At 59.3% G+C, this 12,577-nt stretch carries 9 protein-coding genes; 7 read left to right on the top strand and 2 right to left on the bottom strand.

The genetic code is table 11. The annotated features are described in order from the left end of the window. The first annotated feature begins 11 nt into the window (after positions 1–11). Both AB9L16_RS13680 and AB9L16_RS13675 read left to right on the top strand, forming a co-directional pair. The gene (locus AB9L16_RS13680; RefSeq protein WP_375122238.1) at positions 12–839 is read left to right on the top strand and encodes an EamA family transporter; all 828 of its coding nucleotides are present in this window, start codon (positions 12–14) and stop codon (positions 837–839) included. 29 nt (positions 840–868) lie between these two features. Next, positions 869–1,630 (top strand): SDR family oxidoreductase, encoded by a 762-nt coding sequence (locus AB9L16_RS13675; protein WP_375122237.1) that lies wholly within the window; start codon positions 869–871, stop codon positions 1,628–1,630. 6 nt (positions 1,631–1,636) lie between these two features. Here the strand turns inward: AB9L16_RS13675 and AB9L16_RS13670 are convergent, their stop codons facing one another. Continuing rightward, positions 1,637–2,551: a LysR family transcriptional regulator gene (locus AB9L16_RS13670; protein ID WP_016774850.1), complete on the bottom strand. Its 915-nt coding sequence runs from the start codon at positions 2,549–2,551 to the stop codon at positions 1,637–1,639. Positions 2,552–2,821: 270 nt separating this feature from the next. On the opposite strand from AB9L16_RS13670, the gene AB9L16_RS13665 reads away from it, so the two are divergent. From AB9L16_RS13665 to pgm, 4 genes are all read left to right on the top strand, one after another. Next, entirely contained in the window at positions 2,822–3,844 is a 1,023-nt protein-coding gene (locus AB9L16_RS13665) for a zinc-dependent alcohol dehydrogenase family protein (protein ID WP_095180096.1), read from the top strand. Positions 3,845–4,395: 551 nt separating this feature from the next. After that, positions 4,396–5,862, top strand: a complete 1,467-nt coding sequence (locus AB9L16_RS13660; protein WP_375122236.1) for a hypothetical protein — start codon at positions 4,396–4,398, stop codon at positions 5,860–5,862. 49 nt (positions 5,863–5,911) lie between these two features. Beyond that, positions 5,912–7,312 carry a PLP-dependent aminotransferase family protein gene (locus AB9L16_RS13655; RefSeq protein ID WP_095180094.1) on the top strand — a complete coding sequence of 467 codons (1,401 nt, stop codon included), beginning with the start codon at positions 5,912–5,914 and terminating at the stop codon, positions 7,310–7,312. Positions 7,313–7,420: 108 nt separating this feature from the next. After that, positions 7,421–9,067, top strand: a complete 1,647-nt coding sequence (pgm, locus tag AB9L16_RS13650) for a phosphoglucomutase (alpha-D-glucose-1,6-bisphosphate-dependent) (RefSeq protein ID WP_056789815.1) — start codon at positions 7,421–7,423, stop codon at positions 9,065–9,067. A gap of 54 nt (positions 9,068–9,121) precedes the next feature. Here the strand turns inward: pgm and AB9L16_RS13645 are convergent, their stop codons facing one another. After that, positions 9,122–9,817, bottom strand: a complete 696-nt coding sequence (locus AB9L16_RS13645; protein WP_305380849.1) for a pirin family protein — start codon at positions 9,815–9,817, stop codon at positions 9,122–9,124. Positions 9,818–10,076: 259 nt separating this feature from the next. Here AB9L16_RS13645 and AB9L16_RS13640 point away from each other — a divergent pair, with 259 nt between their 5' ends. After that, entirely contained in the window at positions 10,077–12,551 is a 2,475-nt protein-coding gene (locus AB9L16_RS13640; RefSeq protein ID WP_375122235.1) for a UvrD-helicase domain-containing protein, read from the top strand. Positions 12,552–12,577 lie beyond the last annotated feature (26 nt).

Here is a 12,577-nt window from a genome sequence, read left to right as displayed (position 1 = left end):
TAGAATGCTGCATGCCAATCCATCTCGTACTCCTCGTTCTGTTCGCCGCGCTCCTGCACGCCAGCTGGAACGCGCTGCTGCGCGGTGGCGCCGATCGGCTCTGGTCGATGACGATGATGTGCGTGGCCATCGCCATCGTCTGCGCCATCGCCGCCTCTTTCATGGCCCCGCCTGCACCTGAGAGCTGGGGTTACGCGCTGCTCTCGGCACTGCTGCATGTCGGCTACAACCTGTTTCTGGTACGCAGCTATCGGGTCGGCGATCTAGGGCAGATCTATCCGATTTCCCGTGGGTCGTCGCCAGCGCTGATCACCCTCGGCGCCGCGCTGTTTGCCGGCGAAACCATAACCCCCGGCGAACTGCTCGGCATTGGTCTGGTGTCCGGGGGGATCATCTCGTTGGCGTTCCGAGGGCGCAGCCTGTCGGTGCCGAGCCTGCCATATGCGCTGGGTACCGGTTGTTTCATCGCCGCCTACAGCGTCGTCGATGGCATTGGCGCCAGGCTTTCCGGTGCGCCGCTCGCGTACACGGTGTGGATGAGCGCCCTGTGGGGTGTGTTGATGCCATTGGTGTATATCGGCCTGCGCGACGCCCGCAGTCTGTTTTCCGTACGGCCCGGCATGCTCGCCGCTGTGGGCGGCGGACTGGTTTCCTTACTGGCTTACGCAATCGTTATCTACGCGATGAGCGAAGCGCCACTGGGCGCGGTGTCGGCCCTGCGCGAAACCAGCGTGCTGTTCGCGGCATTGCTCGGCTATTTGTTCCTCGGTGAAAAGCTCACCGTCCGCAGGATGCTGGCATGCGTGGTCATCGCCAGCGGCGCCATCATCATCGGCTGACATAGGCCAACTGCTCAGGAGAACGTCGCATGGATAAAGTCTCGCAAGCACCGCTGATTCTGATCACCGGCGGCAGTCGCGGAGTCGGCGCCGCCACCGCCCGACTCGCCGCCGCGCAAGGCTACGACGTCGCCATCAGCTACGTCGCCAACGAGTCTGCCGCTCTTGAGGTGATGGCGGATATCGAAGCGTTGGGGCGCAAAGGCATCGCGGTGCGTGCTGACAGTGCTGACCCCGAGCAGGTTGCTGAACTGTTCTCGGCCGTCGATCGCTCATTTGGACGGATCGACGTTCTGGTCAATAACGCAGGCGTTCTGGCAAAACAGTCACGCATGGAGGGCCTCAGCTTCGAACGCATGCAGCGCATCTTCGCAGTCAATGCTCTGGGGCCGATACTGTGCGCGCAGCAGGCGGTGAAGCGCATGTCTCTGCGCCACGGCGGAACGGGTGGCGTGGTGATCAATATTTCGTCTGCCTCCGCGCGCCTGGGCAGTCCCAATGAATACGTCGACTACGCAGCATCGAAAGGCGCGCTGGAAACTTTCACCATCGGCTTTGCCAAGGAAGTCGCGCGCGAGGGAATTCGGGTTAACTGCATTCGCCCGGGGCACATCTATACCGATATGCACGCCAGCGGCGGCGAGCCGGGGCGGGTTGATCGCGTGAAAGATTCGATCCCGATGGGGCGGGGCGGTCAGCCGGAAGAGGTGGCGCGGGCCATCTTGTGGCTGGCCAGCGCGGAGGCATCGTTTGTCACCGGGACTTTTCTGGATGTGACGGGTGGCAAGTAGGTCCGGCTACAGACTATCCGGATCGCCAAAAAACATCTGAATCCGCGACCTCAACCACCGCTCTCCCGGGTCGTTATCCTGCGACCCACGCCATGCCATGTGCAATTCAAAGGTCCGCGTCGGCAGCGGCGGATCTTCAGCACGAAGCCCTCCAGCCGCCGTCAGTGCCTCAGCCGTGTAATCCGGCACGGTCGCGACGATATCGGTGCCCGCCAGCAGCGTGCCCAGTCCGTTGAACTGTGGCACCGCCAGCACCACGTGCCGTTTGCGTCCGAGTTTTTCCAGTTCTTCATCGACAAAACCACTGAGGTCGCCAGCGAACGACACCAGTGCATGCGGTCGGGCGCAGTAGTCGTCCAGGCTCAGCGGCCCCGGCACGGTGTCGGCGCGCAGCAGCTTCGGTGCGCTGCGGCGCAGGACCTTGCGCTTGGCGTTGGCCGGCAGGTCGGTGGTGTAGCTGACGCCGATGGAAATCTCGCCGGAGGCCAGCAGGCCCGGCATCAAGATGTAGTTGACCCGCCGCACCACGAGGACGATGCCTGGTGCTTCGGCGCGCAGGCGCTTGAGCAGCATCGGCAGCAGGGCGAATTCGACGTCGTCGGACAAACCGATGCGAAACACCGAGGTGCTGGTCGCCGGATCAAAATCGGCGGCACGACTGACGGCGGTCGAGATCGAATCAAGGGCAGGCGAGAGCAGGGCGAAGATTTCCACCGCGCGCGCGGAAGGTTCCATGCTGCGACCGGTGCGGACAAACAAGGGATCGTCAAACAGGCTGCGCAGGCGCGACAGCGCCGCACTGATAGCCGGTTGGCCGAGGAACAATTTTTCCGCGGCCCGAGTCACACTGCGTTCGTGCATCAATGTTTCGAACACGATCAGCAGGTTCAGGTCGACACGACGCAGGTCATTACGATTCATCTGGAGTCCTGGCAGAGTCATCAAACTTGACGAGGGCGGCCATATGAGAACAATGGCCGGCATGAATCTTACGGGGAAAGGCTGGTACTCTGCACCGGAAAATTCAGCTTTACTGCGACGGTGGCAGGCCTTTTTTCATGGATTTTGCCAATGCCGCCCTTGATGCGGAATCAATGACAGGCATGTCGACTATTAATAGCCACTGATGGTCTTGGGTCCAAAGCCCAGATAGAGTTCATGGCATTAGAGGTTACTTTGACGAGGTTTGCGATGTCCCGCACGATCCGTTTTCACAAGTTTGGTCCGGCCGAGGTGCTCAAATGCGAAGAGCATGCGGCTGCTCAGCCAGGTCCTGGCGAAGTGCAGGTGCGTGTCGAGGCAATCGGCATCAGTTGGTACGACACCCTGTGGCGCCAGAATCTGGCGTCGTCCCAGGCACGTCTGCCTTCGGGCCTCGGTCATGAAATGGCTGGCGTGGTCACTGCGGTGGGCGCTGATGTCGAAGACCTGTCCGTCGGCGACAAAGTGGCCAGTTTTCCTGCGGAAAGCCCGAACGACTATCCGGTGTACGGCGAGTCCATCGTCCTGCCACGCACCGCGCTGACCCGTTATCCCGATGTGCTCAGCCCGATCGAAGCGAGCGTGCATTACACGCCGCTGCTGATCGCCTACTTCGCTTATGCCGATCTGGCGCGGGTCAAACCGGGTCAATTTGCGCTGGTGACTGACGCCAGCCACTGCGCCGGCCCGTCGTTTGTGCAATTGGGCAAGGCGCTGGGTGTGCGAGTGATCGCCGCGACCAAATCGGCGGAGGAGCGGGAGTACCTGCTGTCCCTCGGTGCGGAGAAGGTCATCGTCACCGAAGAGGAAGATCTGTTGATGCGTATCAACAAGATCACCGACAACCGCGGCGTCGATGTGGTGTTCGATGGTCTTGGCGGCCCGCAGATGTCGTTGCTCGGCGATGTGCTGGCGCCACGCGGCAGTCTGGTGCTGTACGGGCTGCAAGGTGGTAACCAGACCCCGTTCCCGGCGTGTGCAGCGTTTCAGAAGAACATTCAGTTCTTTGTGCACTGCATCGGCAACTTCACCGGCAAGCCGGAGCTGGGCATTGTCCAGGACCACGTCGCTCTGCAGCGTGCTTTGCGTGACATCAACCAGTTGACCGCTGACCGCGTGCTCCTGCCGCTCAAGACTCGTGTATTCCCGTTCAACGAGTTCGTCGAAGCACATCGCTACATGGACGAATGCCCATGCCGCGAGCGAGTGGCCCTGCAAGTGGAAACCGCGTAAATCCGCTCATCAGAGTCCGTGGCCCCCACGGACTCTTTTCTGTTTATTCCCTCCGCTGTCAGTAAACCCTCCCCGATATCGAAGCATTGGCCTTTTCAGCAACTGAACTGGTTTTTGCCGTTCATCTGTATCTTCTAATCACACTGTAAGCACTGATAATTGAATGATTACTTTCATCTCAAGGAATGAGCTATGGCTGTGCATTCAATTTGTCCGATGCAATATCAAATGGCTGGCTCAGCTGGCTTCGTCAATTTCTGTTTAATTGCTGTAGGGCGATTCGGAAGTTGCTTCTCTTTTTCTTGTAATGATTTGGCGTGGGACGTTGTGGGAAGTTTCCTCAGAACATTGTTGAGTGGCGAAAGGCCAATGAATACGGGTGGTTGAGCGTCCAGCCTGGCATCTGGAAGGCTTTGTTTAGGTGAAGTGTTTCAAATAACTACAACTTTGTAAGTGTTAGCATTTCAGCGTCTATTACTTATTGATCCAATTGCCGCGCGCCTACTGTCATGTCTGCGCGGCATGAAACTTTTGATACCGGGTAAATACCGATGAGCACGATCCATGATCAGGCAATGAACTATGTCTATCAGCAAGTATTGCAGCGTTTGCTGAGTTTCTTTTCCCGAGCCGAGCGCACGGCATTGCAGTTGCTGATACAGCGCTTGGTGGTGGCCGCAGGCGGCATGGAAAACATTGGGCAATTCAAGGTGCTGGTGCCTCAGTCCGGCCTGCGTGACGGTTGCTATACCCTGGCCTTGCTCCGGGCCGCTCAGTTGACTATTGCCGGCCGTGCTCCGGCGACCTTTCAGCTGCGCGTGGCTTCCCTGCGCTGGAATGGCGACAGCCCGCTCGCCCTGCAAAACCTGCATCGCAGCTACAGCGCGCTATTCCTTTATGACGATCCGCGGGTCGAGGTGCTGATGGTGGATAACCGCGAGGTCCTGCCGTTCGACCATCGCACGCCTGTCAGCAATGAAGGGCGCGAGGCCAGCCGGGTCAATCTGCTGCTGGTGGGGCACTGTCGCACCTGGCTGGAAACGCCTGAATTATGGGATGACGCCTACCTGGCGACGGCCGAGTACTACAGCCAGATCGCGCGCTGGAACAACGGCGTCGATGCCATGATCAGCACCGAAACCAAAGGCAGTCAGCAGCATTTCCTCGAAGGCCTGAACCGCGCGATGCAGCGAGTGGCAATACCGGCTCCAGGCCTGGTCAATGCCGGATTCGAAATGCTTTTTCCTCTGCTCGACGAGCTCGGTGATGACTTTTACCGGGAACTGCGTGCCGATGATGACCGGACCGTGTGGCGGCCGGAAGGTGAGTTCGAAGCCTGCCGGCGCACCAGTTTTATCGACATCAACGACATGATGGTCGGCAAGCTCGAGGACCGCTGGCCGCTGTTGGGCGAGTTTCTCGGTTATGAACCTGATGATCTGGCGCTGTACCAGGGCGAAGCGGTGTTTGCTGATCCTCTGATTTCGGCACATGTGCGAGGTTTGTACGCACGGTTCATCGAGGGGCGCGCCTATGAGGCGGGCATCGACGATTACGTCCGGCACACGCTGGCCGACATGCGGCGAAAGCAGGTTGCCGAAACCGTCTGCGAGCACTTGCTGGCCAGCTACGACAACGCCGGCGGGCCAGAACAACTGCGGATGCTTGCCGAGGATTACCTCAGTAATGGTTTCGGATTGACCGAAACGCAGTTGGCGTGCCTGCTGTTTGCGCCGTTCATCGACAACGGCAAAGGTCTCGAACGCTTCCTGCGCAACTGTCATCCCGGCATGCTGGTCGCTATGCCGGACCTGCACCGCGCCATGCAGGGTCTGCACGCACCTGAGCAGGTGATGAAGTGGCTGACGGAAGTCAGCGGCTTGCCAGTCAGGCTGTTGAATCGCCTGTATGCGATGGGTCCTGTGCAGATTGATGCACCTGCGCAATTCTCCTCAGAGAGTTCGGGGTCGGACGAGGCGCGTTCGGCTGCTCCGTTCGAGCGGTCGACGGAACGCTGACGGTGAGCCAGAGCCTGGATTGTGAACCAATATCTACGGAAATGAGGGTGTGAAGGGCGCGCGGGACAACGACTTTGTTTATCAGGCAGTTTATCGATATCTGACAACGCTGATTGATGCTGCCGGAGGTGGTGGGGCGGTACGCATGCCTTCCTTGCGACAACTGGCGGACCGGCTGAATGTCTCCATCTCAACTGTGCAATACGCCTATTCGCTTCTGGAAAAGGAAGGCCGGGTCTATTCGATCGCCAAGTCAGGGTATTACGCGCAAGCGCAGTTCAGCATGGATGCACCCGGCAACGGCAATGACCTGCTGGAGACCCTGTACGTCAACGCCAGGCGTCCCGGGATGTGTGTGTTGAGTGCTGACGAACCGGCCTCGCTGCAACCGTTGGACAGTCCGTTGCTGACCTCGGAACGTGAGCTCTTGCGTCAATACCCGCGTCAGTTGCAGACATTCGTGCAGCCTTGCGGTGAACTGGAACTGCGGGTTGCGCTGGCGGCGCGGTATACCAGCTCGACAGAGCACTTCTGGCACGCCGATGACATTTATATCGGTGCTGATCTGCGCGGGGTCCTGGAGATTCTGATTTCGGTGCTTGGATTGCGTCAGGCCACCGTGATTGTCGAATCACCGTGCGACTGGGTCATCCTGCGCCTGCTCGAGTCGTGCGGAGTACGCGTGATCGAGTGGCCATTGCTTGCCCGAGGCGTGCTCGATCTGTCGGCACTCGAATCACTGCTGAAGAACGAGCCGGTTCGTTTGATCCTGCTGTCTTCCGTGCTGAGCATGCCCCAAGGCAACGGTTTCACTCGCGAGTGTCAGCAGGCCACGGCGCAGTTGCTCAATCATCATGGCGTCTGGGTACTGGAAAACGACTGCTACAGCGAGCTTGACGAGCGCAATGATTCGCAGCGTTTGCGCAGTTGGCTCGATCCTGATCGTCTGCTGGTGTTTTCCACTTTCGAGAAATTCATCGGCGCCGAAGCACCATTCGGCTTTGTCTTGTCGCGTCACTGGCGCGAGGAATTGCAGCGCCATTTTCTGCTGCGGGCGTTTCGCTTGTCGCCCATTCGCCAAAAGGCGATTGCGCGGCTGTTGAATGGCGGACGGCTTGATCAGCATTTATTCGTGTTGCGGCGAATGCTGGGTGAGCGGCGAGCCGTGTTGATTCAGGTACTGCGCGAACGTCTGGGCGATACCCTGCAGATTGTCGAGCCGCAGGGCGGGGCGACGGTGTGGGTGCGTTCGTTACGCCCGGTCGACATGGCAAGCGTCTTTCATCGCCTGCTCAAGCAACAGATCATCGTGGCGCCGGGCGAGCTGTTCAGTCTGCAGGGCTTGCACGCGGACCATCTGCGTTTGAGCGCGCTGAACCATGGCGAGCGGGATTTGCCGAGTGTCATCGGCTTGCTCGGCGATGCCTTGCGCCTGTCGCCCGGTCAATAACGTTAAAAAACATCGGGCGAGTTTCGGATACATCCCGTCGCACAGTGGTCAAACTGCCAGTAAACTGCGCTGCATTTCCTGAACCACTCCGATTTCAGAGGTTTTTGCATGACACTCAGTCCTTTTGCGGGCAAACCGGCACCGGCAGAACTGTTGGTCGACATCCCGCGACTGGTTACGGCCTATTACACCGGCCAGCCTGATGCATCGATTTCTACCCAGCGAGTGGCGTTCGGCACGTCCGGCCACCGCGGCAGTTCGTTCGATTTGAGTTTCAACGAATGGCACGTTCTGGCCATCAGCCAGGCGATCTGCCTGTATCGCGAAGCCCAGGGCATCACCGGCCCGCTGTTCGTCGGCATCGACACCCATGCACTGTCGACCCCGGCGGGCGCCAGCGCACTGGAAGTCCTCGCCGCCAACGGCGTCACCGTGATGATCGCCGAAGGCGATGAGTACACACCGACCCCGGCAATTTCCCACGCCATTCTCTGCTACAACCGCGGCCGTACCTCCGGCCTGGCTGACGGTATCGTCATCACGCCGTCGCACAACCCGCCACAAAGCGGTGGCTACAAATACAACCCAACCAACGGTGGCCCGGCCGATACCCACATCACCAAGTGGATCGAAGCCAAGGCCAACGAGCTGCTGGCGAACAAACTGGCCGGGGTCAAACGCATCAGCTACGAGCAGGCGCTCAAGGCCAGCACGACCCATCGTCACGATTACCTGAACACCTATGTCGCCGACCTGATCAACGTCATCGACTTTGATGCCATCCGTGATGCCAAGCTGCGTCTGGGTGTCGATCCGCTGGGCGGAGCAGGGGTGCGCTACTGGTCGGCCATTGCCGAACACTATCGTCTCGACCTGGAAGTGGTGAATAAACAGGTCGATTCAACGTTCCGTTTCATGACCGTCGACTGGGACGGTCAGATCCGTATGGACCCATCGTCCAGCCACGCAATGCAGGGCCTGATCGGCCTGAAAGAGCGCTTCGACGTGGCGTTTGCCTGCGACCCGGATCATGACCGCCACGGCATCGTCACGCCGTCCGGTGGTTTGCTCGCGCCGAACAACTATCTGGCGGTATCCATCGACTACCTGTTCCAGAACCGTCCGCAATGGCGCGCTGATGCCGCTGTCGGCAAAACCGTGGTCAGCAGCGGCCTGATCGACCGCGTGGCCAAGCGCCTGGGCCGTCGTCTCTACGAAGTGCCGGTTGGTTTCAAGTGGTTCGCCGATGGCCTGTTCGATGGTTCGCTGGGTTTTGGCGGTGAAGAGAGTGCTGGCGCCTCGTTCCTGCGCAAGGATGGCGGTGTATGGAGCACCGACAAGGACGGTCTGATTCCAGCCTTGCTCGCCGCTGAAATGACGGCGCGCACCGGGCGCGATCCAAGCCAGGCCTACCGCGCGCTGACCGACGAACTGGGCGAACCGTTCTCGGTACGCGTCGACGCCAAGGCCAACCCTGAGCAGAAGGCACTGCTGAGCAAGCTGGCGCCGGAGCAGGTCACCTCGACCGAGCTGGCAGGCGAGAAGATCCAGAGCATCCTCAGCCATGCACCGGGCAACGATCAGGCCATTGGTGGTCTGAAAGTCATGACCGAAAACGGCTGGTTCGCCGCGCGCCCTTCGGGCACTGAAGACATCTACAAGATCTACGCCGAAAGCTTCCTCGGCGACGACCACCTCAAGCAACTGGTGGCCGAGGCGCAAACTTTGGTAGACGGCGCCATTTCCAGCAAATGATGCGCACATGAAAAAGGGCAACCGTGAGGGTTGCCCTTTTTTATTGCCTGCAGATCAAGCCAGGTCGACCAGTACGATCTCGCTGTCCTCGATCGCCGTGACCGTCAGCACTTGCTCATGGGCTACCGCCACACCGTCACGCGCTTGGGCACGCAAGCCATTGACCTCGATCACGCCAGTGGCCGGAACCAGATAGGCGCGCCGTCCTTCATCCAGTCGATATTCTGCGGTTTCACCGGCCTTGATGTTCGCCGCCACCAGGCGCGCATTGGCGCGAATGTGCAGGCTCTCATCGTCGCCGTCCTTGCCGCTGGCCAAGGTGACAAAACCTTCGCGCTCGCCTTTGGGAAACGGCTTGGCGCCCCAGGACGGCGGCGCACCGGTTTCGGTCGGCAGAATCCAGATCTGGAAGATCTTGGTTTCCTTGTCTTCTAGGTTGTACTCGCTGTGGGCGATGCCGGTGCCGGCACTCATCACTTGTACATCACCGGCTTCGGTGCGGCCCTGGTTGCCCAGATTATCTTGGTGCGTGATGGCACCTTCACGCACGTAAGTGATGATTTCCATGTCGCGGTGCGGATGCTGCGGGAAACCGGTGCCTGCGGCGATGATGTCGTCGTTCCACACGCGCAAGTTACCCCAGCTCATCCGCTGCGGATCATAGTATTCGGCAAACGAAAAGTGGTGATGCGCGTCCAGCCAGCCATGATGGGCGCCGCCCAGCGAGCTGAAGGGTCTGAGTTCAAGCATGATCGTCTCCTTAAATTAGGTTCGTCAGGGGGCGGGCCCCGTGGTTGATGACGACGATCATCTATCAGGCAATCATCGATAAAAAGCGCAAAAACTGCCGCATCATGATCAGGTTATTTGATAGGAATGTGCCTCAAAATCGTCTCATCCGACTTTCAATTCGTCGCCTAAACCGATGACCCGTAAGCATTTCGCTAGAACTGGACGGCAAATCCAGACACCATAGCCGCCACAGCCTCACACCCTGGAGTCCGTCAGCGTGGCGCAACACACCCCCGATCTTCCCCCTGAACTTCGTCCACTGGCCGAGATGCCATGGTTCAAGCGTCTGGCCGCGCGATTCTTTGGTCACGGGTTGACCAAGCTGCGCGCGCAGCACCGGGCATCGTGGCTGCACGGGCAAGCTGACGGATTTCGCAGTGGCCACACAGCAGGCGTCGAGTACGGCTTCAAGGAAGGCAAGCTCGAGGGGCTGGAAGAGGGCCGTCAGGTGCTGCTGATTCGCGACAGCCGCAACACCGAGCATCGGCCGCCCAGCGTCGATAACCACCTGTTCGATGACTGGCGCCTGCCGCTCACCGCCGAACTGAAAAAACGCATCAAGGCTGACGTCGCTCGTTTGCTCCCGGCCCACGCCCAGCCCAGCGCCGCGCAATGGAAAATGATCTTCAGCGATACGCCGTCCACCTCGGTGGTCGCCGGTGCGGGCGCCGGCAAGTCGACCACATTGGTGCTGCGCATACTGTTGCTCAGCCATTATCTGGGTTTTGAGCTGGATTCGATGACCGTGGTGACCTTCACCCGTGAATCGCGCAAGGACTTCATCAACAAGCTCATCGAAATATTCACGCTGTGGGGTCAGCCGCTGAACCTCAAGCAGGCGCGCGAACTGGTGCGAACCTTCCACTCGCGCATCCTGCCGATGGTGCGCAGCCTGCCGGGTTTCGAGCGCTTGCAGGCCTTCGAGAACCTCAGCGATCGCCCGCAAAGTGGCGCAGAGGAGGTCGACAGCAATCCGTTTGACCTGCGGATCAACGACGCGCAACGGCAACAACTCAATGCCTGCTACCACCGCTTGTTCAACGAGGATGAGCGTTTCCGCCAATTGATCCAGCCGCTGTCCCGCGCGGGTTTGCAATTAAAGGAACTGGAACGCGACCACCCCGATGTGCAGAAACGCATGGCGGTCACCGAACTGGCGGCCAAGCGCGATGAAGAGCTCTGCGATGTGATTGAAGATTTATGGTTTCGTGCAGGGGCGTGGCCCATTAAAGGCATCGAGCCGAATCGGCAGGCCTTCGAAATCAATGGCTCGAAGTTCCACGCTCACGGCTATATTCCCAGCCTCGATGCCTGGGTGGTGCTCGGCTTTGATCCCAAGGAAAACGCCCAGCTGACCCGACCCAACGCCAAGCTGAGTGTCCGCGCAGAATGGGCGGTCAAGCGCACCCTGTTTCAAGCTTTCTGCCGTAAGCCATTGATATGGCTGGATAGTTACGAGTCATCCAGGCGCGTTCTTGCGACGTTGGCCGGAGATGCCAGCGCCGGTCCCGGATTTGATTACAAGGTCAAGGGCGAGCTGGCATCCGCGCCATTGCTGGACTATTTTGTCGCCGCGGCGGGCTTCATCGAAAACCTCGGCCTGGATGTGCCGGACGCGGTCAGCCGGATGAGCTTCGCCAAGGACGATCCTGATCGTTTTTTCTTTGAGGCCCTGAGCCTGTTCTGGCGCGCATTTGAAGATCATCTGCTGGATCAGAAACCGCCAGTGATGACCTACAACCGCATGTTCGCGCTGTTCAGCGAGCACTCGCCGGAAAACCTCAAGCTGCTCAGCGATGAGTTGCTGCGGCCTATGGCGCATTTGATGATCGATGAGTTCCAGGACGTATCGCCGCAGATCGTTTCGTGGATTCGCGCCAGCCTCAATGAAATCCGCAGCCGTGGCCCGGCCATGCACGTTGGGCGAGGGGCGCAGCGGTCGTCGCTATTGTGCGTCGGTGATGACTGGCAGTCGATTTACGGCTGGCGCGGCAGTTCTCCGAGCTACTTCATGGAGTTCAACAAGGAATTTCCTTCCCCGAGCACCACGAGAGTGATGCTCAGTGACAACTATCGCAGCCATCAGCACATCATCGACGCAGCCGAACACATTGTCCGTGCAGCGCCGGCGATCGCAGGCAAGAAGGCCAAGGCCAGTGGTGAGCCCAAGCCGCTTCACCCGGTCAACGTGCTTGAGCGTGACGATGAAGCGTTGGGGCAGCGTCTGGCCGAGCATTACCGGCGGGGTGATTCAATCCTGATGCTTTATCGAAAAAGCAGCGATAAGTTATTGATTGAGCAGCATATTCAGCCTGTAATTAATGTGGATTCGAGCTTGCCCTATGATGCGCGGCGGCTGAAACAGCTGACCTATCACAGCGCCAAAGGCTTGCAGGCTGATGCGGTATTCCTGCTGGGTGATTGCCAGCATCTGACCAGTTCTCCGTACAAGAACCAGGTGTATCGCATGGCGGGATTGGGCAAAAGTGGCGATAGCGAGCCGTACGACAATGCGCAAAAAGACGAAATCCTGCGCCTTGCCTACGTTGGTATCACGCGCGCCGTCAGCCATTGCTACTGGTACGTCGAACCGCAGGAAACCCAAGCGGTAAACATGCCGAGGGCATCGGATCGAGTTGCCAAGGGCAAGCCGTTCTTCGTCGATCATCGAACCGAGAAGGCCAGCGCCTGATCAATAAAAAAGCCCGCATCGCTGCG

It is taken from the genome of Pseudomonas sp. LW8 (assembly GCF_041956865.1).
GTDB classification, from domain to species: Bacteria; Pseudomonadota; Gammaproteobacteria; order Pseudomonadales; family Pseudomonadaceae; genus Aquipseudomonas; species Aquipseudomonas siliginis.
The sequence above is the reverse complement of the archived record's forward strand: the minus strand, read 5'-3'. Positions and strand labels throughout refer to the sequence as shown.

Excerpts from the sequence above, each read along its gene's own strand:
- AB9L16_RS13680 (WP_375122238.1), top strand. The coding sequence starts at position 12 with ATGCCAATCCATCTCGTACTCCTCGTTCTGTTCGCCGCGCTCCTGCAC.
- AB9L16_RS13665 (WP_095180096.1), top strand. The coding sequence starts at position 2,822 with ATGTCCCGCACGATCCGTTTTCACAAGTTTGGTCCGGCCGAGGTGCTC.
- pgm (WP_056789815.1), top strand. The coding sequence starts at position 7,421 with ATGACACTCAGTCCTTTTGCGGGCAAACCGGCACCGGCAGAACTGTTG.
- AB9L16_RS13645 (WP_305380849.1), bottom strand. The coding sequence starts at position 9,817 with ATGCTTGAACTCAGACCCTTCAGCTCGCTGGGCGGCGCCCATCATGGC.
- AB9L16_RS13660 (WP_375122236.1), top strand. The coding sequence starts at position 4,396 with ATGAGCACGATCCATGATCAGGCAATGAACTATGTCTATCAGCAAGTA.
- AB9L16_RS13675 (WP_375122237.1), top strand. The coding sequence starts at position 869 with ATGGATAAAGTCTCGCAAGCACCGCTGATTCTGATCACCGGCGGCAGT.
- AB9L16_RS13670 (WP_016774850.1), bottom strand. The coding sequence starts at position 2,551 with ATGAATCGTAATGACCTGCGTCGTGTCGACCTGAACCTGCTGATCGTG.